The organism is Kribbella sp. NBC_01245 (assembly GCF_036226525.1).
GTDB lineage: Bacteria > Actinomycetota > Actinomycetes > Propionibacteriales > Kribbellaceae > Kribbella.
In genome coordinates this window covers 1280521-1306516 of sequence record NZ_CP108487.1, presented here as the reverse complement: position 1 = coordinate 1306516, position 25996 = coordinate 1280521, and the positions used below count along the sequence as shown (strand labels likewise).

33 protein-coding genes and 1 tRNA gene are annotated in these 25996 nt (G+C 68.0%); 13 read left to right on the top strand and 21 right to left on the bottom strand.

The genetic code is table 11. The features are described 5' to 3' along the window. Positions 1 to 12 precede the first annotated feature (12 nt). From ypfJ to OG394_RS05570, 3 genes are all read left to right on the top strand, one after another. Positions 13 to 915 carry a KPN_02809 family neutral zinc metallopeptidase gene (ypfJ, locus tag OG394_RS05580; protein WP_328993819.1) on the top strand — a complete coding sequence of 301 codons (903 nt, stop codon included), beginning with the start codon at positions 13 to 15 and terminating at the stop codon, positions 913 to 915. 97 nt (positions 916 to 1012) lie between these two features. Next, entirely contained in the window at positions 1013 to 1726 is a 714-nt protein-coding gene (locus tag OG394_RS05575) for a TetR/AcrR family transcriptional regulator (RefSeq protein WP_328993818.1), read from the top strand. 43 nt (positions 1727 to 1769) lie between these two features. Continuing rightward, complete coding sequence (locus tag OG394_RS05570) at positions 1770 to 2642, top strand: SDR family oxidoreductase (protein ID WP_328993817.1); 873 nt, start codon at positions 1770 to 1772, stop codon at positions 2640 to 2642. Between the two features lie 62 nt (positions 2643 to 2704). On the opposite strand, the gene OG394_RS05565 is transcribed toward OG394_RS05570, so the two are convergent. The 12 genes from OG394_RS05565 to dop form a co-directional block, all read right to left on the bottom strand. Further along, a tRNA-Pro gene (locus OG394_RS05565) sits at positions 2705 to 2778 on the bottom strand. 40 nt (positions 2779 to 2818) lie between these two features. Next, on the bottom strand, positions 2819 to 4189 hold the full coding sequence (gene der / locus OG394_RS05560; RefSeq protein WP_328993816.1) for a ribosome biogenesis GTPase Der: 1371 nt from the start codon (positions 4187 to 4189) through the stop codon (positions 2819 to 2821). Beyond that, positions 4189 to 4908, bottom strand: coding sequence for a lysophospholipid acyltransferase family protein (locus tag OG394_RS05555; RefSeq protein ID WP_328993815.1), 720 nt, complete (start codon positions 4906 to 4908; stop codon positions 4189 to 4191). The genes der and OG394_RS05555 overlap by 1 nt, the downstream gene beginning before the upstream one ends. Next, positions 4905 to 5594, bottom strand: a complete 690-nt coding sequence (cmk, locus tag OG394_RS05550) for a (d)CMP kinase (RefSeq protein ID WP_328993814.1) — start codon at positions 5592 to 5594, stop codon at positions 4905 to 4907. The genes OG394_RS05555 and cmk overlap by 4 nt, the downstream gene beginning before the upstream one ends. A gap of 157 nt (positions 5595 to 5751) precedes the next feature. Further along, positions 5752 to 6828: a prephenate dehydrogenase gene (locus OG394_RS05545; RefSeq protein ID WP_328993812.1), complete on the bottom strand. Its 1077-nt coding sequence runs from the start codon at positions 6826 to 6828 to the stop codon at positions 5752 to 5754. Next, positions 6825 to 7208 (bottom strand): chorismate mutase, encoded by a 384-nt coding sequence (aroH, locus tag OG394_RS05540; RefSeq protein WP_328993811.1) that lies wholly within the window; start codon positions 7206 to 7208, stop codon positions 6825 to 6827. Before aroH ends, OG394_RS05545 begins: the two co-directional genes overlap by 4 nt. Before the next feature lie 19 nt (positions 7209 to 7227). Beyond that, positions 7228 to 8121, bottom strand: a complete 894-nt coding sequence (locus OG394_RS05535) for a bifunctional 5,10-methylenetetrahydrofolate dehydrogenase/5,10-methenyltetrahydrofolate cyclohydrolase (RefSeq protein ID WP_328993810.1) — start codon at positions 8119 to 8121, stop codon at positions 7228 to 7230. Between the two features lie 239 nt (positions 8122 to 8360). Continuing rightward, positions 8361 to 8930, bottom strand: coding sequence for an NUDIX hydrolase (locus OG394_RS05530; RefSeq protein WP_328993809.1), 570 nt, complete (start codon positions 8928 to 8930; stop codon positions 8361 to 8363). After that, on the bottom strand, positions 8927 to 9865 hold the full coding sequence (prcA, locus tag OG394_RS05525; RefSeq protein WP_328993808.1) for a proteasome subunit alpha: 939 nt from the start codon (positions 9863 to 9865) through the stop codon (positions 8927 to 8929). Before prcA ends, OG394_RS05530 begins: the two co-directional genes overlap by 4 nt. A 38-nt stretch (positions 9866 to 9903) precedes the next feature. Then, a complete protein-coding gene (prcB, locus tag OG394_RS05520; protein ID WP_328993806.1) occupies positions 9904 to 10743 on the bottom strand; it encodes a proteasome subunit beta in 840 nt (279 codons plus the stop codon). A gap of 8 nt (positions 10744 to 10751) precedes the next feature. After that, positions 10752 to 10961, bottom strand: a complete 210-nt coding sequence (locus tag OG394_RS05515; protein WP_328993805.1) for a ubiquitin-like protein Pup — start codon at positions 10959 to 10961, stop codon at positions 10752 to 10754. A gap of 54 nt (positions 10962 to 11015) precedes the next feature. Next, positions 11016 to 12536 (bottom strand): depupylase/deamidase Dop, encoded by a 1521-nt coding sequence (gene dop / locus OG394_RS05510; protein ID WP_328993804.1) that lies wholly within the window; start codon positions 12534 to 12536, stop codon positions 11016 to 11018. Positions 12537 to 12609: 73 nt separating this feature from the next. Between dop and OG394_RS05505 the strand changes: the two genes are divergently transcribed. Genes OG394_RS05505 through OG394_RS05485 form a run of 5 tightly spaced genes read left to right on the top strand, consistent with a single transcriptional unit; the run spans position 12610 to position 15338 of the window. Then, complete coding sequence (locus OG394_RS05505; protein WP_328993803.1) at positions 12610 to 13110, top strand: NUDIX hydrolase; 501 nt, start codon at positions 12610 to 12612, stop codon at positions 13108 to 13110. Positions 13111 to 13113: 3 nt separating this feature from the next. Further along, positions 13114 to 13881 carry a phosphotransferase gene (locus OG394_RS05500; RefSeq protein ID WP_328993802.1) on the top strand — a complete coding sequence of 256 codons (768 nt, stop codon included), beginning with the start codon at positions 13114 to 13116 and terminating at the stop codon, positions 13879 to 13881. A gap of 37 nt (positions 13882 to 13918) precedes the next feature. Beyond that, a complete protein-coding gene (locus tag OG394_RS05495) occupies positions 13919 to 14410 on the top strand; it encodes an RNA polymerase sigma factor (protein WP_328993801.1) in 492 nt (163 codons plus the stop codon). Continuing rightward, a complete protein-coding gene (locus OG394_RS05490) occupies positions 14392 to 14535 on the top strand; it encodes an RNA polymerase sigma factor (RefSeq protein WP_328993800.1) in 144 nt (47 codons plus the stop codon). Before OG394_RS05495 ends, OG394_RS05490 begins: the two co-directional genes overlap by 19 nt. Beyond that, positions 14535 to 15338 (top strand): hypothetical protein, encoded by an 804-nt coding sequence (locus OG394_RS05485; protein WP_328993799.1) that lies wholly within the window; start codon positions 14535 to 14537, stop codon positions 15336 to 15338. The genes OG394_RS05490 and OG394_RS05485 overlap by 1 nt, the downstream gene beginning before the upstream one ends. Before the next feature lie 4 nt (positions 15339 to 15342). Here the strand turns inward: OG394_RS05485 and OG394_RS05480 are convergent, their stop codons facing one another. The 5 genes from OG394_RS05480 to OG394_RS05460 form a co-directional block, all read right to left on the bottom strand. Next, positions 15343 to 15678 (bottom strand): hypothetical protein, encoded by a 336-nt coding sequence (locus OG394_RS05480; RefSeq protein WP_328993798.1) that lies wholly within the window; start codon positions 15676 to 15678, stop codon positions 15343 to 15345. Positions 15679 to 15823: 145 nt separating this feature from the next. Next, positions 15824 to 17566, bottom strand: coding sequence for a proteasome ATPase (gene arc, locus OG394_RS05475; protein WP_328993797.1), 1743 nt, complete (start codon positions 17564 to 17566; stop codon positions 15824 to 15826). 69 nt (positions 17567 to 17635) lie between these two features. Continuing rightward, positions 17636 to 18610: a tRNA (adenine-N1)-methyltransferase gene (locus OG394_RS05470; protein ID WP_328993796.1), complete on the bottom strand. Its 975-nt coding sequence runs from the start codon at positions 18608 to 18610 to the stop codon at positions 17636 to 17638. Positions 18611 to 18622: 12 nt separating this feature from the next. Then, positions 18623 to 19786, bottom strand: a complete 1164-nt coding sequence (locus OG394_RS05465) for a site-2 protease family protein (RefSeq protein ID WP_328993794.1) — start codon at positions 19784 to 19786, stop codon at positions 18623 to 18625. A gap of 21 nt (positions 19787 to 19807) precedes the next feature. Beyond that, positions 19808 to 20629: an intradiol ring-cleavage dioxygenase gene (locus OG394_RS05460; protein WP_328993793.1), complete on the bottom strand. Its 822-nt coding sequence runs from the start codon at positions 20627 to 20629 to the stop codon at positions 19808 to 19810. A 162-nt stretch (positions 20630 to 20791) separates the two neighbouring features. Here OG394_RS05460 and OG394_RS05455 point away from each other — a divergent pair, with 162 nt between their 5' ends. Further along, positions 20792 to 21679 carry a RecB family exonuclease gene (locus tag OG394_RS05455; RefSeq protein ID WP_328993792.1) on the top strand — a complete coding sequence of 296 codons (888 nt, stop codon included), beginning with the start codon at positions 20792 to 20794 and terminating at the stop codon, positions 21677 to 21679. 11 nt (positions 21680 to 21690) lie between these two features. On the opposite strand, the gene OG394_RS05450 is transcribed toward OG394_RS05455, so the two are convergent. The 3 genes from OG394_RS05450 to OG394_RS05440 all read right to left on the bottom strand — a co-directional run bounded on the left by OG394_RS05450 (position 21691) and on the right by OG394_RS05440 (position 23663). After that, the gene (locus OG394_RS05450) at positions 21691 to 22233 is read right to left on the bottom strand and encodes a hypothetical protein (RefSeq protein ID WP_328993791.1); all 543 of its coding nucleotides are present in this window, start codon (positions 22231 to 22233) and stop codon (positions 21691 to 21693) included. A 70-nt stretch (positions 22234 to 22303) separates the two neighbouring features. Then, positions 22304 to 23260, bottom strand: a complete 957-nt coding sequence (locus OG394_RS05445; protein ID WP_328993790.1) for an alkylmercury lyase family protein — start codon at positions 23258 to 23260, stop codon at positions 22304 to 22306. Then, complete coding sequence (locus OG394_RS05440) at positions 23250 to 23663, bottom strand: MerR family transcriptional regulator (RefSeq protein ID WP_328993789.1); 414 nt, start codon at positions 23661 to 23663, stop codon at positions 23250 to 23252. The genes OG394_RS05445 and OG394_RS05440 overlap by 11 nt, the downstream gene beginning before the upstream one ends. A 105-nt stretch (positions 23664 to 23768) precedes the next feature. On the opposite strand from OG394_RS05440, the gene OG394_RS05435 reads away from it, so the two are divergent. From OG394_RS05435 to OG394_RS05420, 4 genes are all read left to right on the top strand, one after another. Beyond that, positions 23769 to 24011 (top strand): RNA polymerase subunit sigma-70, encoded by a 243-nt coding sequence (locus OG394_RS05435; protein ID WP_442914271.1) that lies wholly within the window; start codon positions 23769 to 23771, stop codon positions 24009 to 24011. Next, positions 24008 to 24331, top strand: coding sequence for a Clp protease N-terminal domain-containing protein (locus OG394_RS05430; protein WP_328993788.1), 324 nt, complete (start codon positions 24008 to 24010; stop codon positions 24329 to 24331). The genes OG394_RS05435 and OG394_RS05430 overlap by 4 nt, the downstream gene beginning before the upstream one ends. Before the next feature lie 139 nt (positions 24332 to 24470). Continuing rightward, positions 24471 to 24677, top strand: a complete 207-nt coding sequence (locus tag OG394_RS05425; protein ID WP_328993787.1) for a hypothetical protein — start codon at positions 24471 to 24473, stop codon at positions 24675 to 24677. A 311-nt stretch (positions 24678 to 24988) separates the two neighbouring features. Next, complete coding sequence (locus tag OG394_RS05420) at positions 24989 to 25144, top strand: hypothetical protein (protein ID WP_328993785.1); 156 nt, start codon at positions 24989 to 24991, stop codon at positions 25142 to 25144. Here OG394_RS05420 and OG394_RS05415 read toward each other — a convergent pair. Then, on the bottom strand, positions 25130 to 25933 hold the full coding sequence (locus OG394_RS05415) for an SDR family oxidoreductase (protein WP_328993783.1): 804 nt from the start codon (positions 25931 to 25933) through the stop codon (positions 25130 to 25132). The genes OG394_RS05420 and OG394_RS05415 overlap by 15 nt on opposite strands. Positions 25934 to 25996: the final 63 nt, after the last annotated feature.

Here is a 25996-nt window from a genome sequence, read left to right as displayed (position 1 = left end):
AGTGTACGTAGTGTGAAATTCAATCCAGACGCCGACTTGGATACGAGCGGCGTTGACGACGTGCGCGGCAGCGGTGGCGGCCGTGGTTTTCCGGGTGGCCGGGTGGCCCTGCCGATGGGCGGAGGCATCGGCGGCATCATCGTGCTGGTCATCATCCTGCTGCTGAACGGCGGCCTGCCGGGCGGTGAGGACAGCGGCGAGCCGTCCGCGCCGAACACGGCCGCGGGCAACCTCGGCGCCTGCAAGCGTGGCGCCGATCTGCAGCAGAACCGGGACTGCCGGTTCGTGATCTACCAGAACTCCATCGAGAACTTCTGGGCCGGCGAGCTCCCCCGGCGCGGCAAGAAGTACACCCGCGCCCGGATGGAGATCTTCGACGGCGGCGTGAACACCGGTTGCGGTGCAGCCTCCAGCGACGTCGGGCCGTTCTACTGCCCGTCGGACATGAAGGTCTATCTCGACATCTCGTTCTTCAAGGTGCTGCAGACCCAGCTCGGCGCCAAGGGTGGTGACTTCGCCGAGGCCTACGTGGTCGCCCACGAGTACGGGCACCACATCCAGAACCTGTACGGCATCCTCGGCCAGATCAAGTCCCGCACGGGTCCCCGCTCGGACTCGGTCCGGTCCGAGCTGCAGGCCGACTGCCTCGCCGGCGTCTGGACCAACCACGCTACGAAAGTCACCGGCAAGGACGGTAAGACACTCATCCAGGATCTGACCGACGACGACATCGCCAACGGGCTCGACGCCGCCGCGACCGTCGGCGATGACCGGATCCAGCAGAAGACCCAGGGCCGCGTCGACCCGGAGAACTTCAGCCACGGTACGGCGGAGCAACGCCAGAAGTGGTTCCGCAACGGCATGGAGACGGGCGACATGACCACCTGCGACACCTGGTCCACCGACGACCTCTAAACGGCAACGCACGGTGCCCTCCAGGGTATTGGTTAGGTCCTCTAACATTTGCTAGCCTGCGTAGCAACGTGTTGCAGGTTTGGTGGGAGAGGACTCGATGGCAGAGGCAGTGCGCAGTCCGCGCGCGCGGTATCGCGAGCAGACCAGGGACGAGATCAAGGAGCTGGCGCTTCGGCAGTTGGCCGAGGGTGGCGTCTCGTCGATCGCGCTGACCCGGATCGCCAAGGAGCTCGGCCTGTCCGGCCCGGCGCTCTACCGGTACTTCGCGGGCCGCGACGACCTCCTGCACGCCCTCATCCGCGACTCGTACGACGAACTCGCCACCGCGATCGAGCAGGCCACACCCGCGGCGAGCGTCGCTCCCCGGGCGCGCCTGGTCACGTTGGCGACGGCCTTCCGGGATTGGGCTCAAGCCGTGCCGCATCGGTACCTGCTGATCGCGGGCGCTCCCCTGCCCGGGTACGAGGCACCGCCGGACACGGTGGCACGGGCACGCGCAGCGCTCGGGCCCTTCCTTCCGGCCTTCGCGGCAGGCGAGCCCACGGCCGCGATTCGCCCGGTGGTGAAGGAGCTGACGGCCTGGGTCCGCGACGACGAGCAGGTCCGCGGCTGGGTGACGGGCTACCTCGACGGCAAGCCCACCCTCGCGGTCTGCGGTACGGCGCTGGCCGGCGCCATCCAGGCCTGGACCCGCTTCCACGGCGTCATCAGCCTCGAGGTCGAAGGCCAGTTCAACGGCATGGGCTTCACCCCCTCAGCCCTCCTGCTAGCCGAAGCCGAAACCCTCGCCGACTCCTTCAACCTCGCCTAGTAGCGGCCGGAACCTGGCCGCTACTGCCCGTAGCGTCCACGTCATGACGACCAAGGTTCTAGTGACAGGTGCGACCGGGCTGGTCGGTCGCGAGGTGATCACGCGGCTGATCGGCGCCGGCGTCGCCGTACGGGCTCTCACACGCGATCCAGCGAAGGCGGAGTTCCCAGCGGGCGTTGAGGTCTATCAGGGCGATCTGACCGATCCTGAGACCGTGGCGCCCGCACTGGAAGGCGTTGAGCGCCTCTACCTCTTCCCGGTTCCAGAGACGGCTACGGAAGTTGTGGCTCTCGCTAAGACGGCCGGCGTACGGCGAATCGTGGTGCTGTCTGCGGCCGCTGTGACCGTTGGACTCGACACCTACCACCACCCGCGAGTTGAGCAGGCTGTAGAAGCGTCGGGCCTTGAGTGGACTCACGTACGGCCCGGCGAGTTCATGACCAACATGCAGCCGGTGTGGGCGCCGTCGATCCGCGCCGAGCGCGTGGTTCGGCATCCCTTCGCGACGCAGATCGGCGTACCTGTGCATGAAGCCGACGTCGCGGAGGTCGCGGTCGCCGCGTTGCTGGAGGACGGGCACGCGGGTCGCGCGTACACGTTGAGCGGCCCTGCGCAGATCACGTATCGCGAGCAGGTCGAGGCCATCGGCGCGGCGCTTGGCGAAGAGGTTCGCTACGAGGAGGTCAGCCGCGAAGAGGCCCGCGAATTGCTCAAGGAGCAAGGTGGTTTCGCGGCTGCGAACGCGGACTTTCTGCTCGGCTTTGTCGATTATGGCGGGTCGTCCGCGAGCGGATCGGGCGAGGAGCCGGACTACTCGGCACTGCTCAAACCCTGGCCTGGTGTGCGCGACGCGACCGGCAAACCGGGCCGCACGTTTGCGGAGTGGGCCCGCGATCACGTCGAGGACTTCCGCTAGAAAGCCTTGTGTATAACAAGAAATGAGGGGCACCGGATGTCCGGTGCCCCTCATTTACTCTGTCGGGCTGACAGGATTTGAACCTGCGATCTCTTCACCCCCAGCGAAGCGCCCTACCAAACTAGGCCACAGCCCGAGCACTCACTCCGAGGAGCGAGCGGGTAAACCATACCGCATCAGCGGACCTTCTTTTTACGGGGGCGCACCTGGACATGCACGGGACTTCCGACGAAACCGAAGTCCTCGCGCAGGCGCCGCTCGATGAACCGCTGGTACGACGGTTCGATCTGGCCGGACGTGAAGATGACGAAGGTCGGAGGCATCGTGGAGGCCTGCGTCCCGAACAGCAGCTTGGGCTGTTTGCCACTGCGCACGGGGTGCGGGTGAGCCGCGACGAGCCGGCCGAGGAACGCGTTCAGCTGGCCGGTCGGGATGCGGGTCTGCCAGCCTTCCAGCGCCGCCTCGATGGCAGGCACGAGCTTCTCCATGTGCCGGCCGGTGAACGCGCTGATGTTGACGCGCGGCGCCCAGCGGAACTGGATCAGGTCGCGGTCGATCTCGCGCTCCAGGTAGTAGCGCCGGTCCTCGTCGACCAGGTCCCACTTGTTGAACGCGATGACGAGCGCCTTACCGGCCTCCTCCACCGCGGTCATGATGCGCAGGTCCTGCTCGGTCATCGGCTCGGACGCGTCCACCACCACGACGACGACCTCAGCCCGCTCGATCGCGCCATGCGTGCGGAGGCTGGCGTAGTACTCGTGACCGGACGCCGTACGGACGCGGCGGCGAATGCCCGCGGTGTCGATGAAGCGCCAGACCTGGCCGCCCAGGGTGATCAACTCGTCCACCGGGTCGACCGTCGTACCGGCGAGGTCGTGCACGACGACGCGGTCTTCCTTGGCGACCTTGTTCAGCAGGGAGGACTTGCCGACGTTCGGCTTACCGACGATGGCGACGCGGCGCGGACCGCCGAGCTGCGGGTCGGTCTCGGCCGGTGCGTCCGGCAAGGCGGCCAGGACGGCGTCGAGCAGGTCGCCCGAACCGCGGCCGTGCATCGCGGAGACGGGCCACGGCTCGCCGATGCCCAGGCTCCAGAGGTTCATCGCCTCGGCCTCGGTGCGCTGGTCGTCGACCTTGTTCGCCGCGAGCACGACCGGCTTACCGGACTTGCGCAGCACTCGCACGACGGCCTCGTCCGAGTCGGTGATACCGACGGTGGCGTCCACCACGAACAGCACCGCGTCCGCGGCCATGATCGCGACCTCGGCCTGGGCGGCCACCTTCGCGGCCATGCCGACGGCGTCCGGGTCCCAGCCGCCGGTGTCGACCACGGTGAACTGGCGGCCACCCCAGTTGGCGTCGTACGACACGCGGTCGCGGGTGACACCCGGGGTGTCCTCGACGACCGCCTCGCGGCGGCCGATGATGCGGTTCACCAGCGTCGACTTGCCGACGTTGGGCCGGCCGACGATCGCCAGCACGGGCAACGGGCCGGTCGCCTCAGCTTCGAAGTTGGCCTCGTCGTACCCGGTGGGCAGGTCAGTCATCACGTTCCTTTGTGTCCTGGCAGACCCGGGAGCGGGTTGCCGGTGGCAACGACGGCCTTCTGGACATGTGTCCTCAGGACGGCGCCGATCTCGTCGGCAACCGCACGTACGTCGAACTGCCTCCTGGGAAAGGATACGGGGTCTATCGTGATCGGCTCGCCATATACCACGTCGATGCGGGATCCCTTGGGCGGCTTGGAGTCGACATCCTGCCCTGGCGCCCGGGTGCCGAGCAGCGCCACCGGCACGATCGGCGCCCCCGTCACCATGGCCAGGTACGCCACTCCGGTCCGGACCTGGGTGAAGTCGCCGGTGCCACGGACGCCCTCGGGATATACGCTCAGTACTCGGCCGTCACGGAGAGTGCGGATGGCCTGCCGTACGGCGCGGGTGTCCACGCTGAATCGGTCGATCGGGATCTGCCCGACCTTGGTCAGCAGCCAGCCCTGGAAACCCGTGAACGCCTCGATCTTGCTCACCGCGTGGATCATCCGCGGCGAGTAGGCGCCGAGCAGCGGTCCATCCAGGATGCCGAGATGGTTCGGCGCCAGGATCACTGGGCCGGTGCGCGGAACGTGGTGCACATCATGGCTGACCACCTCGTACTTGCGGCCGAGATAGAACCGAACACCTTGTCGCATCGCCAGGTGCAGCCGATGCGGAAGGGGTTTCAGGTCATCTGTGCGGGGCGGCTGCAGGTGTTGATCTCCGCTGGTCATGACTCCTGATCCTGAGGGACGGCATCAGCCGCCTCCTTGGCCAGCTGGCAGATCGCTTCGACAACCTGGTCCAACGACATGTTGGTCGAATCAATTTCCACCGCGCCGTCGGACGCCACCTGGAACTGGGCGACGGTCGAGTCATCCGCGTCGCGGCGCACGATCTGGTCGCGCAGCTCGTCAGAGGTGACCGCGCCCTCGGCCAGCTCGGCCTTGCGCCGGGCCATCCGGGCCTCCGGGTCGGCTGTCAGCAGCACCTTCAACTCGGCCTCGGGCGCCACCACGGTCGCGATATCGCGCCCCTCGACGACGATGCCGCCGCCGGCCTGCGCGGCCGCGATGATCTCCTGCTGGCGACGGACCAGCTCGGCCCGGACGCCGAGGTTGGTGGCGATCTTGCTGACGTTCTCGCTGATGCGGGGGTCGCGGATCAGCGCGGTGACGTCGGTACCGCCGGCGCTGAACGTCGGTGCCGACGGGTCCGTCGCGATGGCCATGTCCAGCTCGCGGGCCGTCGTCGCGACCGCGTCGATATCGATCAGGTCGATCGCCGCGTCGAGCACCGCCCAGGTCACCGCCCGGTACATGGCGCCGGTGTCTAAATAGCGCAGACCCAGGCGAGTCGCGACACCTCGTGCCGTGCTGGACTTTCCGGAACCGCTAGGGCCGTCAACCGCGATGATCATGCCGCAGAGGCTACCGCTGCCCACCGACGTTCCTTGCATAGCGGCCCACCTTCCCTTTGCATTCATTCGTCGGAATCCGCCCTCTCCCGCAGCCTGACCTTTGCAGATCCGCGGTGCTGAGCGGGCGGATTCCGACGAATGAATGCAAAGGGAAGGGTCAGCGGTGGACGACCCAGCCGCGCTCGGTCAGCACCTTCACCAGCTGATCGACCGAGGCCGGTTTGACCGCGAGCTCGACCTGGCCGATGGCCAGACCTGGGCTGTGATCGATGCGCAGATCCTCGACGTTCGCGCCAGAGGCGGCCGCGTCAGCGAAGAGTTTCGCCAATTGGCCCGGGCGGTCGGGGATGTTGACCAGCACGGTCGCGTCGTCGGTATGCGGCGCGCCGTGCTTACCCGGGACGCGCACCGCGCCGGTCACGCCGTTCGTCAGCAGACTCGTGATGTCGCTGGAGCCGTCGTCTTTGCCGAGGGCGATCAGCATCCGGTCGAGGTCGCCGCGGATCCGCTCTAGCAGGGTGGTCAGCGCGGGCGCGTTCGCCGCGACGATCTGCGTCCACAGCCGCGGGTCTCCCCCGGCGATCCGGGTCACGTCGCGGACGCCCTGGCCCGAGAGCTCGAGGTGTGAGTCCGGCGCGTCCACGAGGGTGCCCGCGGCAAGCGCCGACATGAGGTGCGGCAGGTGTGAGACCCGGGCGACGGCGAGATCGTGGTCGTCCACCGACAGCTCGACCGTCTTGGCGCCACACGTCTCGGCGAGCTCCCGGATCAGGTCGACGGCGTCCGGCGGATTGCCCTCGTGCGGGGTGATCGCCCAGGTCGCGCCGTCGAACAGGTCCGCCCGGCCGGCCAACGGCCCCGAACGCTCGGACCCGGCCATCGGGTGACTTCCGACGTACCGGCTGAGGTCGTCGGTCAACGCGGCCGCGTCGATGAGGGGCTTCGACTTCACGCTGCCGGTGTCGGTGACGATGGCCGTGGTCGTCTCCGCGAGTTGTGCCGCGATGACGGCACCGACGTGGTCCGGCGGTACGGCGACGACGACCACCTGCGGCTCTTGGGGCTCGCCGTCGACCTGCCTGGTGCCGGCGCCGATCCGCTCGGCCATCAGGGCCGACTCGTCATCGGTATCGACCAGTTGCACGGCCACACCGAGCCTGCCGAGCGCCAGTCCGATCGAGGCGCCGATCAGGCCGGTGCCGACGACGCGGACCGGACCTTTCAGTCTGTTCATTGCGCGCCGGTCAAGTCGGGACGGAGGCTGACCGCGCCGTGCAGGTAAACGTGCTGGATCTTCTCCCGGGCGATCGGTGTCTCGGCGTGCACCATCATCCGGACGACTCGCGGCAGCGCGTGCGGCACGGCGATCTCCTGCGCACAGATCAGCGGTACGTCGACCAGGCCGACCTGGCGGCCCGCCACCGCCGGGAACTCCGCGTGCAGATCGGGCGTGACCGTGAACAGCACGCTGATCAGGTCGTCCGAACTCAACTGGTTGGCCTCCAGCACGGCGGTGATCAACTCCGCGGACCGCTCGAGCAGATGCTCCCGCTCATCCACGTCGAGTTGGGTCGCGCCCCGGATCGCCCGTACCGCCACTGTCTCTGCCTCCATGCCTTCGCGCCCGCTGTGCCTACTTGCTTACTCGAACCCTAGTGTCCACAGCCACATCCCGGACACCAGGTCCAGATTGCGCAACCGCCGCGTCGACCGTCTGGGCCAGCAGCACCGCGATCGTCATCGGGCCCACTCCCCCTGGCACCGGTGTCAGCAGGCTCGCCACCTCGGCCGCGGCAGCCTGATCGACGTCCCCGCGCCCGCCTTCGTGATAGCCCGCATCGACGATGATCGCGCCCGGTTTGAGCCAGTCCCCCTTGACGAACTCGGGCTTTCCGACGGCCGCAACGAGTACGTCGGCCTGGGCCACGAGCTCGGCAAGACCCTGCGTGCGCGAATGGCAGTAGGTGACAGTGGCGTTCTTCGCAAGCAGGAGCATGCCGACGGGCTTACCGAGGATGGGGCTTCGCCCGAGTACGACGGCGTGCCGCCCGGCCAGGTCCACGCCGTACTCGTCGAGCAGGCGGATGATCCCGCCCGGCGTACACGACTGGAACCCGGGCAGCCCGAACGCCATCGCGGCAAACGAGTGCATGGTCACGCCGTCAACGTCCTTCGCCGGGTCGATCGCCTCGAACGCGGCCCGCTCGTCGATGTGGTCCGGCACTGGGTGCTGCAGCAGAATCCCGTGCACCGCCGGGTCATCGGAGAGCTCCCGGATCGCCGCCACCAGCTCGGCGGTCGTCGTACTCGCGGGCAAAACCAGGCTGCGCGAGGCGATCCCGGCCTTGCGGCACCGGTTCTGCTTCATCCGCACGTACGTCGCCGACGACGGGTCATCGCCGACCAGCACAGTCGCGAGACAAGCCTCAACACCAGTTGCCTCGCGCAACTCCCGCGCGCGGTCGGCGGTCGTCTCGTTCATCCGGGCCGCAACGGCGGTCCCGTCCATCAGGTTTGCAGTGGTCATCGCGTACGCCTCCGGGCTCACCGACCTCAGTCGTCGCCCAGGCGCGCGGCTCAAGGAACCGCCCGGCACATCGCCGAATCGGCCCGGACCACTCCCCGGTGGTACTCCACCCCAACGCCAGTCGCAGCCCACCCCCAAACCTACCTCCCCGCCCCCACCCCCTACGCCCCATCCGCGCAATCTGTGGAAAGGCCTGTGCGCCCGCGGCCGCTCGCGCGAGGTCCTGGGGCGCGAGGGGGCTAGAGGAGGTTGGCGTGGTCTAGGGCTAGGTAGGCGGCGTCGGTGCCGGTCATGGCGCCGGGGGTGCGGAGTTGGGCGCGGAACTGGTCGACGGTTAGTTCTACCGGGACGCAGTCTTCGAATTCGTCCAGGGATTGTTTGCCGTCGGGGCGGCAGCCGCGGGCGATGGCGACGTGTTTGCGGAAGGTCGAGGAGGACGCGGCGTGGCACCAGCCGACGATTTCGACCGACTCGCAGGTGTAGCCGGTTTCCTCTTCGAGTTCGCGTACGGCGGCCGCGGCGGGCTCTTCGCCGGGGTCGATCAGGCCGCCGGGGAGGTTGGTCACCACCTGGTCCGGGCCGGCGCGGAACATGCGGACCGTGACGATCCGGCCGTCCGGGGTGAGCGGCAATACCGTCACCCCGGCACCAGTGCCGGCCTCGGGACCGAAGACGTCCCAGTCGCACTCGCGGCCGTCGGGCAGGCGGTACCGGCGCACCTTGACGGAGAGGAACCCGTCGTACGCCGGCCGCTCGTCGACCAGTTCCCAGGCGATCGGGTCAATCCGATCGATCGGGTTGTTGCTCACGCAGGGCGGTCCGGGTCCTCCGGCGGCGCGACCGGCGCGTCGTCGTCCTCGACCGGCGGCGCGACCGGCGCGTCGTCGTCCTCGACCGGCGGCGCGATCGGCACGTCCTCGACCTCACCCGAGTCCACCGAACCCGCCGCACCAGCCGTGTCGCCAGAGCCGGACACGTCAGACGAGCTTTCGTAGCCCTCCGGCTTGTGGTGGTCGGAGGTCTCGGCGGCCGAACTCGTGTCGGGCTTGGACTCGGCCAGGATCCGGGCCAGCGTCTCGTCCGAGATGCGCTTGAACTTGCGCACCTGGCTCCTGGTCCGGTCCAGTACGGCGACCTCGATCTGGTCCGGCGTGAGCTGACGGGTCTCCGTACCGTCGTGACCGAGGGCGTCGACCGCCAGCCGGAGCGCCCCGGCCAGGGAGATGCCCTCGGCGTAGTGCTCGCCGATGTAGTCCGCGACCTGCTCGGCTGGACCGCCCATGACGGCATAACCGCGCACATCCGCGATCGAGCCGTCGTAGGTCAGCCGGTAGATCTGGTCATCCGCGGCCGTATCGCCGACCTCGGCCACCAGGATCTCGACCTCCAGCGGCTTCTCCCCACCCGAGGAGAAGATCGCGCCGAGGGTCTGGGCATACGCGTTCGCCAACGCACGGCCGGTGACGTCGCGCCGGTCGTACGAGTAGCCCCGCATGTCGGCGAGTCGCACGCCGGCGATGCGCAGGTTCTCGAACTCGTTGTAGCGCCCGACGGCCGCGAAGGCCATCCGGTCGTAGATCTCGGCCACCTTGTGCAGCGCGGGAGAACGGTTCTCCGCGACGAACAAGATGCCGTCGGCATATTGCAGGGCGATCGCGCTGCGACCCTTGGCGATGCCCTTGCGGGCGAAGTCGGCCCGGTCCCGCATCAGCTGTTCGGGTGAGACGTAGAACGGAACGCTCATTCAGGTCCTCTATCAATCAAAGCGGCGCGAGGGCCGGATCAGGTCAGGGAGGCGGCCGGGCCGTCGGGTCGTTGCAGGCGCGCGCCGACGATGGTGTCGACGAGACCACCGACCTCGTCGTCGGGCATCCGGCGGTAACCGTCCCCGGTGACCACGGCGACCACCGGGAAGATCCGCCGGGCCAGGTCCGGGCCGCCGGTCGCGGAGTCGTCGTCCGCCGCGTCGTACAGCGCCTGGATGGTCGCCGTCACGCAGTCGGTGGCCGACAGGCCCTCCTTGTACAGCTTCTTCAGCGAGCCGCGGGCGAACAGCGAGCCCGAGCCGACGCTGTAGAACGACTGCTCCTCATACCGACCGCCGGTCGGGTCATACGAGAAGATCCGGCCGCCCTTCAGGTCCTGGTCGTAGCCGGCGAACAGTGGCACGACGGTCAGGCCCTGCATCGCCATCGGCAGGTTGCCCCGGATCAGCGCGCTGAGCCGGTTCGCCTTGCCGTCGAGGCTGAGGGTGGCACCCTCGAGCTTCTCGTAGTGCTCCAGCTCGACCTGAAACAGGCGCACCATCTCCACCGCGAGACCGGCCGAACCGGCGATGCCGACGGCCGAGTACTCATCGGCGGGGAACACCTTCTCGATATCGCGCTGGGCGATGATGTTGCCCATGGTGGCGCGGCGGTCGCCCGCCATCACCACGCCGCCCTCGAAGGTGGCGGCGACGATCGTGGTGCCGTGCGGCACCTGCTGGGACAGATCACCCGCGGGCACGCCTCGTCGCCCGGGCAACAGGTCGGGGGCATGCCCCGCCAGGAAGTCCGCGAACGACGAGTTGCCCGGGGTCAGAAAGGCTTCCGGCAGTCGGCCGAAGGCATCGGTTGTCATCTAGTGCTTCACTCCCCGCCCTTTTGGACGAATCCGCGAACGAACTCCTCCGCGTTCTCCTCCAGCACCTCGTCGATCTCGTCGAGGATCGAATCCACGTCGTCGTCGAGCCGCTCTTTACGCTCGGCGACCTCCTCCGACGCGGTGACCTCGGCGACCTCTTCCTCCGTGCCGGATCGCTTCGTCTGCTTGTGTTGCTGCCCGCCGTCCTTAGCCATGCCAACCTCCTAGGCCACACCTGGAAGCCTTCCTAATGGCCTCCTACAGCGACCCTACCCGGCGGCACCCCCAGTAATGGTGCGAACCAGGTCACTCGCGGTGTCGCACTGGTCCAGCAAGGTCCCGACATGCGCCTTCGTACCCCGCAGGGGGTCGAGGGTCGGGATGCGTTGCAGCGACTCCCGGCCGGGCAGATCGAAGATGACGGAGTCCCACGAGGCGGCCGCCACCTGGCCGGCGTACTTCTGCATGCAGCGACCGCGGAAGTACGCCCTGGTGTCCGTCGGCGGGTGCGTGACGGCCATCCGGATCTCCTCGTCGGAGACCAGCCGCTGCATCCGCCCGTTCTTGACCAGGCGGTAGTACAGGCCCTTGTCCGGGCGGAGATCCGCATACTGCAGGTCGACCAGGTGCAGCTTGGAGTCGTCCCAGCCGAGGTTGTCGCGATCACGGTACGACTGGAGCAGCTTGAGCTTGGCGACCCAGTCGAGCTGGTCGGACAGCGTCATCGGGTCGAGCGACAGCTGGTCCAGCACGCGCTCCCAGCGCTGCAGCACGTCGCGGGTCTGACGATCGGCGTCGTCGCCGTACCTGTCCTCGACGTACTTGCGGGCCTGCTCCAGATACTCCATTTGGAGCTGGACAGCAGTCAGTTTGCGGCCGTCCTTGAGCGTGAGCAGATGCGTACAGCTCGGGTCGTGGCTCACCTCGTGCAGCGCCGTGACCGGACGGTCGACGGAGAGGTCGGCGGTCAGCCAGCCCTCCTCGATCATCGAGAGGACCAGCGCGGTGGTGCCGACCTTCAGGTAGGTCGAGATCTCGGACAGGTTCGCGTCGCCGATGATGACGTGCAGGCGGCGATACCGGTCCGGATTCGCGTGCGGCTCGTCGCGGGTGTTGATGATCGGCCGCTTCAGCGTGGTCTCGAGCCCGACCTCGACCTCGAAGTAGTCGGCCCGCTGGCTGATCTGGAAACCGTGGTTGTTGCCGTCCTGACCGATGCCGACGCGGCCGGCGCCGGTGACCACCTGGCGGCTGACGAAGAACGGCGTCAGGTGCCGCACGATCGAGGCGAACGGCGTCGACCGGCGCATCAGGTAGTTCTCATGAGCGCCATACGACGCGCCCTTGTTGTCGGTGTTGTTCTTGTACAGGTTGATCCGCGGAGACCCGGGCAGTTGGTGCGCCTGGCGAGCGCCCTCCATGATCACGAGCTCGCCGGCCTTGTCCCACACCACCACGTCGCGCGGGTTGGTGCACTCGGGTGACGAGTACTCCGGGTGGGCGTGGTCGACGTACAACCGCGCGCCGTTGGTCAGGATGACGTTGGCCAGCCCCGTCTCCTCATCGGTGAGCTGGCTGGAGTCGGCCACCTCCCGGCTGAGGTCGAAGCCGCGCGCGTCCCGGAGCGGGTGCTCCTCGTCGAAGTCCCACCTCGTCTTCCGGGCCAGCGGCTGCGTCTGCGCATAGCCGTTCACCACCTGGCTCGAGGTCAGCATCGGGTTGGCCCCGGGCTGCCCCGGCACCGAGATGCCGAACTCGGTCTCGGTCCCCATGATCCGCCGAACACTCATACGAATGAGCCTACGCGGTAGGACCCCCACGTGCTGGCGATTCCGCCCAGCCTGTGGATGAAACACTGACCAGATGGACGAATTGGTAGCTCTGGTGGACGAGAACGGCGTGGTCACGGGTTCGGCACCACGCTCGGTGATGCGGCGGGAAAACCTTCGCCATTGCGCGACCGGCGTGCTCGTTCGTAACAGCGATGGCCAGATCTACGTCCACCGTCGTACGCCGACCAAGGACGTCTATCCGCACCACTACGACTTCGCCGCGGGAGGTGTCGTCGCGGCCGGCGAGGAGCCGTACGACGCGGTGGTGCGCGAGCTGGACGAGGAGCTGGGTATTACCGGCGTAGACCTGGTGAAGCTCCCGGAAGGCGACTACGCCGACGAGAACACGGCGTACCACGCGTACCTCTACGAGTGCGTCTGGGATGGCCCTGTACGGCACCAGCCGGAAGAAGTCGAGTGGGGCGCCTGGATGTCCCCGAAGGAGCTCGTAGCCCGTCTGGACGACCCTGACTGGCCGGTCATGCCTGACACAAATGCGTTGCTTGGCGACTACGTCCGGTCCATGCTCTGACGGGTGACCGACGACGGACTTGCGACGATCCAGGACAACGGCTGGGACAGCAAAGCCTGGACCGACGGCGTCTGGCTCTACCGCGACCCACGCCGTCCCGAGGTCGTGCCGCGCCTACTCGCTGAGGCGGCCCTACTCCCCTGGCTTGCGCCGCAGCTCCCGCTAACAGTCCCTGTGCCCGAGCTGACGGCCACTGGTGTCCGGCACCGCCTGCTGCCGGGTGTGCCGCTCGAAGACGCTCCTGTCGGCAAGGCGCTCGGGAGCTTCCTCAGGGCCCTGCACGCGGTAGACCCGGCCGAGGCCGTCCAACACAGCGCACAGGACGCAGAGGCCGCTCACGCCGAGCGGAGCGCCGTACAGGCTCGTATGGCGGCAGAGGTCCTCCCGAGGCTCCCGGAGGACGTCAGGCGGCGTGGCGAGGACCTACTCGCGGAGATCGCTCAGGCGACGTACGCGCAGTTGGTGCACGGAGACCTTGGGCCGGACCACATCCTCGTCACGGGTGACGCGGTGACCGGCGTGATCGATTGGACCGACGCGCATATCGGGGATCCCGCGCTCGACCTGTCGTGGCTCCTGTACGGCGCTGAACCCATCGTGGCCGAGGCGGTCGCGGCGTCGTACGAGCCGGACCAAGACGTCAAGCGACGGGCGCTCGCGTGGCACCGACTCGGGCCTTGGTACGAGGTCCTGTTCGGGCTCGACACCGAGCGGCCAGAGCTGGTCCAAAGCGGTCTTGCCGGAGTGACCTCGCGGCTCGTGCAACCTTGACCTGGGGGTCCGGACACTCCCCTGTGTGAGGACCTCGATGACCGACACCAGCCAGCCCGGCACCTCGACCGATCCGCCAACGCCCGACGACGTGCTGTGGAACCGGATCCGCGCCGGTGACGAGCAGGCGCTCGGCGAACTCTTCGACCGGTACGCCGACGACGTGCACGCCTTCGCGTTCCGGCGTACGGCGTCGTGGGCGATCGCCGAAGACGTCGTGCAGACCACCTTCGTCAGCACCTGGCAGCGGCTGATGCGCCGCGATCCGGGCCCGTTGCGCGGCGAGTCGGCCCGCGGCTGGCTGCTCGTCGTCGCCGGGAACGAATGCCGCAACCACTTCCGGGCCGTGCAACGCCTCAAAGCGCTGGTCCAGCGCGTATCGGCACCCGCCGACGCCCCTGACCCAGCGGCCGACGTGGCTCGCCGGCTCGACGACGAGCGCCGGATGTCCGAGGTCCGGCGCGCCCTCGCCAAACTGCCCGCCCACGAGCGCGACACACGCTCGAGCTGGTGGTCTGGGCCGGCCTGACGATCGCCGAGACGGCCGCCGCCCTCGGCGTTCCGGACGGAACCGTCAAAGCCCGTATCCATCGTGCCCGCCGCCGCCTGCCTGGGCTGGTTTCGGAGGCCGCCCTGCTCGAGGAGAACTCCTGATGACCAAGCTCGAACCGCCACCCGTTCCGCCGCTGCCGCCGGGCACGCGTGCCCGGCTGCGCCGCCGAATCCTCGACCAGACCCGGCCGGTCCACCAGCCGACCGCCGCACGACGCTGGGCCCCCGCGCTGGTGGCCGCCACCGCGGTCGCAGGCGTGAGCGTGGGCGTGGCCGTCCACGGCGCGCGGACGCACGGCGAGCCCGCACCGGCGAGTACGACGGGACAGGCGCAGGCCGGCCGCGTGGTCACGACCGACAAGGGGCGTGCCAACGCGGCCGCCATCGCGAATGCCATGGACAAGTGCCTGCTCTACTGGCACGGCTCGACCAAGAAGCGGGCGCAGGCCGAGGTGCTCTACGCCCGGATGTACTCGTACACGTCGATGGCCGGGTTCAACAAGCCGGCCGTCGGCATGCTTTTCACGGTCGGCAACGCGTACTACTACGTGACCGACTCCTCCTGCCGCAAGGAGAGCGAGGTGCTGATGGTGGGCGCCAAGAAGAAGGTGGAGGCGAGCGCCGGCAAGAACAAGCTGGCGGAGGCGTGGGACAAGGAGCGCCCCGAATACGCCACGATGCGGTCGGACAGCTTCGTCCGGGTGCCGCCGAAGGTCGCCCGGCTCCAGGCCCGGCGTGCGTGGGACAACGGCGCCTCGGACTGGTACGAGTCGCCGATCGTCGCCAACGGCTACGCGCTGGTCACCTACACGGTCTGGGGCACGCCGGCCAACCGGAACCGCATGCACGCCCACGACGAATTCCGCGCGTACGACGCGAACGGTCTAGAGGTCAAGCTCGGCTAGGGCCTCAGCGGCCCATGAAGCGGCTGATGGAGCGGGCGAGGTTGACGCCGACGATGCCGCCCCAGCAGATGATGATGGCGATCGTGCCCTCCTGGTTGGCGGCGATCGCGGTGATCGGGATACCCGCTACCACCGAGACGATGGCCAGGGCGAGGCCGCCCGGGTCGTCCTTGGGCGGCAACTGCGGCTGTGGGACCGGTACGGCGGCGACGCGCTCGGCGATCCGGGCGTCGACCTTCTCCAGGAAGGCGTCGATGATCTCGGGCTCGTAGTCCGCACCGAGCTCCTGCCGGGCTGCCATCGCGGCTCGCAGGTCCTTCTGAGCCTCATCTGTCGCCATGCGAGGAAGGTACGCCGTCAACGGTGCACCGGGCATCAGGGATGACCCCGACCAACCCCGCGCTTACCGTCGCCAAACAGGCCCGGAAAGCGGATCGCCGGACAGTACGCCCCTGCACGGCGTACTGTCCGGCGATCGCCGGGTGCTACAGGTATTGACCGGTGTTGGTCGCGGTGTCGATCGACCGGCCGGGCTCGGTGCCCTGCTTGCCGGAGATGAGCGTACGGATGAAGACGATCCGCTCGCCCTTCTTGCCGGAGATGCGGGCCCAGTCGTCCGGGTTGGTCGTGTTCGGCAGGTCCTCGTTCTCCTTGAACTCGTCGACACACGCCTGCAGCAGGTGCTGCACCCGCAGACCCTTCTGCTTGTCGTCGAGGAAGGCCTTGATCGCCATCTTCTTCGCCCGGTCGACGATGTTCTGGATCATCGCGCCGGAGTTGAAGTCCTTGAAGTACAGGACTTCCTTGTCACCGTTGGCGTAGGTGACCTCCAGGAAGCGGTTCTCGTCGGTCTCGGTGTACATCCGCTCGACCGTGCGCTGGATCATGCCGTTGACACAGTCGGACCGGTTGCCGCCGAACTCGCCGAGGTCGTCGGCGTGCAACGGCAGCGTGGTGGTCAGGTACTTGGAGAAGATGTCGCGGGCGGACTCGGCGTCCGGCCGCTCGATCTTGATCTTCACGTCCAGCCGGCCCGGGCGCAGGATCGCCGGGTCGATCATGTCCTCGCGGTTGGACGCGCCGATCACGATCACGTTCTCCAGGCCTTCGACGCCGTCGATCTCGCTCAGCAACTGCGGCACGATCGTGTTCTCCACGTCGGAGGACACGCCGGAACCACGGGTACGGAACAGCGAGTCCATCTCGTCGAAGAACACGATCACCGGCATACCCTCGGAGGCCTTTTCACGGGCCCGCTGGAAGACCAGCCGGATGTGCCGCTCGGTCTCGCCGACGTACTTGTTCAGCAGCTCGGGACCCTTGATGTTGAGGAAGAACGACCTGCCCTCGACACCGGTCTTCTCGGCCACCTTCTTGGCCAGCGAGTTGGCCACCGCCTTGGCGATCAGCGTCTTGCCACAGCCCGGCGGGCCGTACAGCAGGACACCCTTCGGCGGCTTGAGCTCGTGCTCCAGGAACAGCTCTTTGTGCAGATACGGCATCTCGACGGCGTCGCGGATCTGTTCGATCTGCCCGAAGAGGCCGCCGATCTGCGTGTAGTCGATGTCCGGGACCTCTTCGAGGATCAGCTCCTCGACCTCGGACTTCGGGATCCGTTCGTAGACGTAGCCGGAGCGGGGCTCCAGCAGTAGCGAATCACCCGCGCGAATGGGCTGGTCCAGCAATGGCGCGGCCAGCCGCACCACCCGTTCCTCATCCGCCTGGGCGATCACCAGGGCGCGCTCACCGTCGGCGAGCAGCTCCTTCAGCATCACCACTTCACCGACGACCTCGAAGTCGCACACCTGCACCACGTTGAGTGCCTCGTTCAGCATCAGTTCCTGACCGAGTTTCAGCGTGTCCAGATCGATCGACGGGCTGGCCGCTACCCGGAGTTTGCGTCCTCCGGTGAACACGTCCAAGGTGTCGTCGTCATTGCGACCCAGGAAAGTGCCGAAACCGGATGGCGGTTGCGCCAGCCGGTCGACCTCTTCCTTGAGGGCGATGATCTTCTCTCGGGCCTCGCGCAGCGTTTCAGCCAACCGCTCGTTTTGAGCGGTCACGCTCGCGTAGGACGCCTGGGTTTCGGCCAGCCTGCTCTCAAGTGACCGGCTCTCGGCCGGGTGCTCCAAAAGACGGCGTCGCAACGCTGCGACCTCCGCCTCCAGATAGCGCACCTGATTGCGCAGCTCTGCCGCAGTAGGGCTCTCGTCTCCAGCCACGATCATCACCTCACCATGTGGGGCTCGACCTATAGGACCTTACCCAGAAAACACGGCTGGGCAAGGCGAATCCCATCACGTGTCGGTTGCGGATGATTCGCTTGCTTCGGGTACCCCATTGGAGGTAACGGTTGGGTTATCGGACCTACGGGGCCCGGAATAGTCCTCGCCGTACGCGCCGGGCGCCGGCCGGGACTTCTTCCGCGGCGCCACGAACCCCGGTGCCATCCGCCGTGCGGTGACCAGGAAGGCGGTGTGACCCTGCATCCGGTGGCCCGGCCGGACGGCCAGACCCTCGACGTGCCAGTCCCGGACCAGCGACTCCCAGGCGCGGGGCTCGGTGAAGCCGCCGTGGGCCCGGAGCGTCTCGACCGTACGGCTCAACTGAGTGGTGGTGGCAACATATGCGCAGATCACGCCGCCAGGGACGAGCGCGTCCGAGACCAGGTCCACGCACTCCCAGGGCGCCAGCATGTCCAGCACGATCCGGTCCACACCAGTAAGGTCCGTGCCGTCGAGCAGGTCCTCGGTGCGCAACGTCCAGGCCGGGTGCTCGCCACCGAAGAAGTCGGTCACGTTTTTGCGCGCGACCGCGGCGAAATCCTCCCGCCGCTCGAACGACGTCACCGAGCCCGTCGTACCGACCGCGCGCAGCAACGCGCAGGTCAGCGCTCCCGAACCGGCACCCGCCTCGACCACCTTCGCGCCCGGGTGGATATCGGCCATGGTGACGATCTGGGCCGTGTCCTTGGGGTAGATGACGGCCGCACCGCGGGGCATCGACACCGAGTAGTCCGCCATCAGCGGGCGCAACGCCAGGTACTCCACACCGCCGACCGAGCGCACCACGACCGCGTCCGGGCCGTCGATCAGCTCGTCATGGCTGATCCCGCCCTTGGTGGTGTGGAAGATCTTGCCGCGCTCGAGTTTGACCGAGTGGCGGCGGCCCTTGGTGTCGGAAAGCGTGATCCACTCGCCCGGCTGCAGGGGGCCGTGGTGCACCCCGGAGAACGCGGCGTCGGGAAAGGGATGAGTCTGTGATTCGGACATAGACCGCGAAGCCTATTGGTTGCGGAAGGCCCGCTCCACATCGGCGGTCGCCAGCACGCCGTACACGTCCCCGTTCTGGTCGAGCACCAGGTACTCGGAGGCGGGATTGGTGCGCAGCGAAGCGAGGATCTCCTCGCCGGTGTCGTTGATGCCGAGGATGTGGCCGGCGCCGATCCGGGTGGCCACTTCGCTGACCGTCGTCCAGGGCAACCGACCCGGCGCGATCGAGGCGACGGCCTGTTCGTTGACCAGGGCATGCGGTTTGCCCTCGCCGTCGATCACCACCACCGCGCCCGCCTGCGCCACGCCCGCTAGACGAATGGCCTCCGATATCGGCGTACCGGAGTGAACGGCGACCGCGCGGCGGGCGAGGCTACGGACCTGAAGAGTGGGCAGGCGGCGGCGTAAACGGGCCTGCAGCAACGATTGGCTCGACCCCATCCAGAGGAAGAACGCGACGGCGCCGGCGATCACGAAGTCGAAGATGCCAGGTGTCCGGTCGAACAGCACCTCGGCCAGCACCGGCAGCGCGAGCACGACGATGGCGAGGCCCCGGCCGGCCCAGGCCGCGACGACCGTGCCGGTGTGCATGTTGCCGGTGGCCTTCCAGACGATCGCGCGCAGCACCCAGCCCCCGTCCAGCGGCAGACCGGGCAGCAGGTTGGTGACGCCGACGATCAGGTTCGCGATGGCCAGCTCGTACAGCGCGACCTCGGCGACCCCTTCGTCCATCGAGCGGGCGCCGAGCAGCGACAGCCCGCCGACCAGTAGCGACGCCACCGGCCCGACCACGGAGATCGCGAACTCCTCGAACGGCGACTTGCGCTCGCCCTCGATATGCGTGCCGGCCGCGAAGAAGCCGAGGTTGATCTCCGTCACCGGGATCTTGAACCGCAGCGCGACCAGCGCGTGCGCCAGCTCGTGGATCAGGATCGACACGGTGAACGCGACCACGAACGCGAAGGCGGCGACATACCGCCAGGAGCCGAGGTACGGGAACTGCTGACCGATGATCGAGGAGAACCCGACCGCGAGCAGCACGGCGATCGGCAGCCAGGTCACCCGCATCGTCAGGCGAATGCCCTGCACACGGCCGAGAACCCAGGTGCCGGGCGGCGTGGCGGACGGCTGACTGGGCTGCGGCTGGGGTGGGGAAGGCTCACGCGACTCGGACATCGGTGCAAACCTACCGTGCGGCTACACCGGAACGGTCAGACGCGCGACATAACCCTGCTGAACGCTGCCGGTGACGGTCGCCAACTGCCGTGCGCCGTCGTCCTCGCCGAACACGTTGTCGTCCGACAGGCTGGTCCGTTCCATGTTCTGCGAGCTGCCGTCGTACCCATCGGAGGCATAGACCGCCAGACACGGCTCTTCCGGGAATGCGAGCTGTGAGGTGGCACTGATCTTCCCGGCGGCAGTGGCTTCGTTGAGGCTCGCGTAGACCTCGAAGTGGATGTGCGGCCACCTACCGGCGTACGCCCCTGGGAAGACCGTGGTGAACGTGACTTTGCCGTTGGCGTCTGCAGCTTGTACGCCGCGCAGGTAGTTCTCGTTCTGTACGCCGTTGGAGTAGAGCGAGTACCGGCCTTCGGCGTCGCAGTGCCACAGGTAGACGGCTGCACCGGCTAGAGGTCCACAAGAGGCGCCTGCGTCTTGCAGGGTCAACTCGACGGTTAGAGGCACACCACTGGCCACACCGGAGGCACTGCCAAAGCTCTTGGTGATGTCGCTGCGGACGATGCCCGACTCGGTCAGCACGTTCGGGCCGTTCGAGCCGTCGCCCGGATAGGGACCGGCCGTCTCCTGCGGGATCTCCTCGCAGCTCGCAGTCGTCGTCGACGACGCGCTGGGGCTGGATGTGGTCGCGGTGGTGCTCGGGGTGGATCCGGCGGTCTCGTCGGCCGAGCAGCCGACCAGGGCGGCGAGGCCGGCGCCCGCGAAAAGGCGGAGTGCGTTGCGGCGCTGCATCAACGTGCCGAGGTCGTAGACCAGACCGCGGTCGTGTTCGTGGGTCATTACTCCGCTCCTTTGTATTGGCTTGTCACCAATCTTTGAGCGTCGACCCGATAGTTCACCGAAAGCCGTCGGTGACCCGGCTGTGGGTTTGCTGGGAGTTCGCTGGCAGCGCTCGCCGGTGTCGGATCCAGAACTGTCGGTGGCCTCCCCTAGCCTTGCGGCATGAGCGTCACAGCAGCTGTTGATGAGCACGGCCACCCGCGGGGGGCGTTGTCCCCGTCGCGCGCGGCGGACTTCATGAGCTGCCCGCTCAAATACCGCTTCCGGGTGGTCGACCGACTGCCGGAGAAGCCGTCCTCCGCCGCCGTCCGCGGCACGGTCGTGCATGCCGTGCTCGAGCGGCTGTACGACCTGCCGCGCGGCGAGCGCACGCTGGAGCACGCGATCGAGATGGTCGAGCCGCAATGGCAGCAGTTGCTCGAGGCCGAGCCCGAGACCGCCCAGTTGTTCGCCGACGACGCCAGCGGCGAGGAGCTGGCCGGTTGGCTGGCCGGCGCCCACCAACTCCTCGGGAAGTACTTCACCCTCGAGGATCCGAATCTGCTCGAGCCCGCCGAGCGCGAGCTGTACGTCGAGGCCGAGCTGGCTTCAGGTCTCACCCTGCGCGGGTACGTCGACCGGCTGGACGTGGCGCCGACCGGCGAGATCCGCGTCGTCGACTACAAGACCGGCCGTTCGCCCTCGGAGTTCTTCGAGGCCAAGGCGCTGTTCCAGATGAAGTTCTACGCGCTCGTGCTCTGGCGCCTGCGCGGCGTCGTACCGGCGATGCTCCAACTCGTCTACCTCGGCAACGGCGAGATCGTGCGGTACGTGCCCGACGAGGCTGACCTCCTCGCCTGCGAGCGCAAGGTCGGCGCCCTTTGGGAGGCCATCACCCGCGCCTTGGAATCCGGCGACTGGCGTCCGAGCAAAGGCCCGCTCTGCGACTGGTGCGACCACAAAGCCCTCTGCCCCGCTTGGGGCGGCACTCCCCCGCCCTTGCCCAACCGCTCGGTCGAAGAGGTGGCCCAAGAGTCCGCCAACGTCGACCTAATCGGCGTCGACGGCTAACGCCCGCGTCTTTATCGTCTTTTCCAGCACGATCGCGGCTGGGCGAGAGCGGCGGCGGGCATCCATCGGCGTTCGAGCTGGTCGATCGGGGAGAAGACGAGGCAGCCGATGTGGTCGTCGCGGCGCAGCAGCCAGTTTGAGATGGCCAGCACTTCGCAGCCGGCGTAGCCGCGGATCGCGGCGAGCAGCATCGCCACTCCGTAGAACAGGACGGCGGCGTCCTGGGTCCAGGCAAGTGGCGGCGCATAGACCGGCGTGAAATAGAGCGCGAGGAATCCGGCGAAGTTGATCGCGGTGGCCAGCGGCCCGGTCGCTGCCAGTGGCGCCGGGCGGCGACGAGCCCGCAGCCACTGCCAGCCGGTGAACAAGGCCGGCAATACGAGAACACCCAGGCCGATCGACCACGGTGAGACTCCCTGGGGAAAAGGTGAATCGACCAGGGTCCAGACGAGGTAGCCACCCAGCGCGAGCCGTGACGCCGTGCCAACTGGACCGATCTGGCGCCAACTGCGCTCGAGGCTGGATTTCACTGTGTGGGAAGGGGAATCGGTCACGGCTGCCTCCGGATGTCGCTGCGTGCGGATCGCTGTGTTTCGATGCTTGACCTTGTACTGGGGTCCGAGGTCAAGGCCTCGTGTCGGTGGCGTTGAGTAGGTGTCCGAATAGCCGGGCGCCGAGGTCTTGGGCGTCGGTCTGGTCGAGGATCGTGCCTGGGACGTGCGGGTGAGCGCTGGTCCAGGCCTCGGCTGCGTCTCGGTCAGTGAAGAAGTTGAGGTAGTCGCAGCAGCAGTCCGCCGAGGGACCGCCGGTAGCGTCGGCGCCGATGAACACCACCGCTCCGGCGGGTTCCCAGCTCGTGTGGCCGCCGATCGTGGTGACGGTGATCGGCTGACCAGTGGTCACGTCGGCGGACTCGATCAGGGTGTCGTGACACAGCATGGGAGCAATGCCGAGTGCGTCTATCGCGCACATCGCGTAGACGTCGACCTGGTCCCCGATCCGGACCCGGTGCCTGGTCGGTGTGGCGGAGAACGGGTAGGCGACCGCGATCTGACCATCGGGGGCCAGCCGGATTGCGTCGACCTCATGTAGTGCGTTCAGTACCTCGGTTTGGCTGCGACCGCTGCCGGCAGTGACCGGATCAAGGTCGAAGTCCGCGGCTGGGCGACCGGTGGCGGCGAAGGCGCGCAGGATTGCCTGGTGTGCTGCCCGCTCGACCGGGTCCAACGGCAAGGCGCGGGTCCGCCAGGCGCTCAGTACCTCTCCAGGCGTCGAGGGCTGGTGCTCCCCGGCGGCGGTGATCGCCTCACGCAACTGCTTGACTGATGGCGCGGAAACGACCCGGCCGCCTTCGTCGCGGTACAAACGGCACGACACCCCGCACTCGCCCTGACCGGGCATGGTGAACGGGTCGACCCCATTGATCAGCAGCGTCGGTGAGCCTGCCATGCCGAATTGCACGGCCTCGGCGTCGTTGTCGATGACGCGGGTGGTGACCGGCAAGTTGGTGACGGCGGCGAGCCGCTCCAGCATCGGTGACAGGTTCGGGCAGTCCGGGACGTGGAGAACTTCAAGCTTCATGGGTCGCCTCCGGACGGTGCTCGATCGCTTCCAGCAGTGCGCAGCTGCGGTCGGCGCGGGGCAGGTCGCAGGTCGCGACCAGATCGGCGAGCGTGTCGTGCATGCGCTGCAGGTCCCGGATCCGCGCCGCCAGATCGGCTCGGCGGTGCTCAGCGAGCGCCCGGGCCGTATCGCAGCTATCCGGGCCACCGCCCTCCAGGTGCAAGAGTTCCTCGACCTCGCCCAACGTGAAACCGAGCTCCTGCGCCCGTTTGATGAACCGCAACAACTCCACCGTCGCGGCCGGATAGTCGCGGTACCCGCCCGGTGTCCGGGGCGGCTGGGCCAGCAGTCCACGGCGCTCGTAGTAGCGCAGGGTTTCGGTGTTCACCCCGGCCTGGCCGGCCAGCTCACTGGTTCGCATGCCCCCATCGTCAACCCTGGACCCAACTACGGAGTCAACCCCTTGAGTCTGACGGGTCGTCAAAGAGCCTTGACGATTCACCGGGCGTCAATCTAGCTTGACGGTGTGGGCGTCGAGCTTGATGAGGCGAGGCAGATGGTCGAGGCGGCGACAAGCCCGGATCCGGAGACCGGCTTGGCCGCGGTGGTCGCGCTGCGTGGTCTGGTCGAGGTGCTCGAGATGCTGCAAGTCGACAACGCCCGGGCGCAGGGCTGGTCCTGGCGGGATATCGCCCGCCGGCTGGGTGTGACCAAGCAGGCGGTGCACTACAAGCACGCCCTGCGATTCCGGAGCCGGCCGGGTCGATGATGGACCGGCTCACCCCACCGGCGCGGCGTGTGATGGCCGCCGCGCTGGATGAGGCCGAGGACTTGGGCCACGGCTACCTGGGCGACGAGCATGTCCTGCTCGGCCTGCTGGGTGATGACGCCGGACCGGCCCAGCGGTTTCTCCACGAGCACGGCCTGGATCTCGCGGCCGCGCGGATCGATCTCGTGCGACTCACGGCCGACGGGCGCATCCCACAGTCGCGCGACGACGATGCCGCGACGCTGCGCACGGTGGGGATCGACATCGGCCAGGTCGAACGTCAACTGACGGCCGCATTTCGGCCCCGACGCCTTCGGTGAGGCGGTCTGGCGAGCCACTCGACGGCCGTGGTGGCGTGGTGGTGGTCGACGCCGCAACCCGCTGTGCGGGAAGCCGTTCTTCGCCAAACGGGCCTTGGCCCTCGCGGCCGAGTACGCGGACAGCCGGCGGTGGCGCGACGTGGGTCCGGAGTGCCTGCTGTACGGCGTGCTGCAAGATGCGGCTGACCCATTCGGCACCGGCCTGGGCCGACGCGGCCGCAAGAACCTGGCCCAGCTGGGATGGAGCATCGGCGCGAGCAATCCGGCTGCCGAAATCCTGACAGCGCACGGTCTGGACCCCGCCCGGCTGCACGCCCAACTGTCTGCCGACCTGGCAGCGGGCTGAGGCATCATTGGCCGATGACTTTGGGGGTTGAGCAACTCAGCGAGCGGCAGCGGGCGTTGTTGGACGACTGGCTGCCTGGGCCGGGGTGGTCAAGGACCATAGTTGGGGGCTGGTCGGGACCACCGTGCTCGAATTGCGGGACGACGGCGCTCGGTACATCGCCAAGGCGGGCGATGAGAGCGATCACCACCTGGCGCGGGAGTTGCGTGCGCATCGCGAGTGGCTCGAGCCGTGGACGACGCGGGGCCGCGCGCCTGTCTTCGTTCAGGGCGACGAAGACGCCAAGCTGCTCGTGACGCATCGCTCGGCGGTTGCGCGAGCAGGTGGAGTCGTGGCCCACGCCGACGGCCCAGCTGGTGCCGACTCGCGAGGCGATCGGGACGGCCGTGTGGGCGTACCAGGTGCGCGACGAGTCGTTCGAGCAGCAGGGCCACCGGATGATCGCCGAGGCGCTAGGCCGGGGGTAGGAAGGCGGTGGCACCCCGGAGGCGGGTCTTCAGGAAGGACTGGGTCTTGGTGCTGTCGAGGCGTACGTCGAGGGGGCCCGGGATGCCGGAGGCGGCGCGGGTGCCGGGGCGGATGGCCGACGGGTCGAGGCCGAGGTGGCGGGCGATCAGCTGGCCCAGGCTGTAGCGGTCGATGGGTTCGGCGCCGCCGAGGTGGTGGATGCCCGAGCGGTCGGACTCGGCCAGTTCGAGCAGTGCCGAGGCGAGGTCGTCCACCGAGACCACGCAACGGAAGTCGTCCGTGAAGAGCACGCCGTCGCCACCGGCCACCAACTGCCGGACGAGCTGTTCGGTCTCCGAACCCGCGCCCATGATCAGCGACGTACGCGCGACCACCGCGCCCGGATCGATGGCGCGTACGGCGGTCTCGGCGGCCGCCTTCGCAGCGCCGTACGGGCTGATCGGATCCGGCACCGCCGTCTCGTCATAAACGACGTCCTTCCCCGAGAACAACGCGTCAGTCGACACGTGCACCAGGCGAGCGCCGTACCGAACGGCCGCCAACGCGACATACGCAGCGCCATCCGCCGTGGTCTTCCAGTCGGACGAGCTATAGGCCGCGTTGATCACCACGTCCGGCCGTACGGCGGCCACCACCTCGTCGACGGCAGCCCGGTCGCAAAGGTCCAGCTGATACCAGCCATCACGAGCGGCGCCGCTGAAGTACGTGCCGACGACCTCATGACCCAAAGCCGATGCAACGAGTTGCCTACCGAGGAAGCCGGTGCCACCGACCACAAGAATTCGCACGCCCGCACGCTACACACCACCCCGGTCGAGCTGAGGAGGACCGGCGGCCGGATAGCGTTCGCG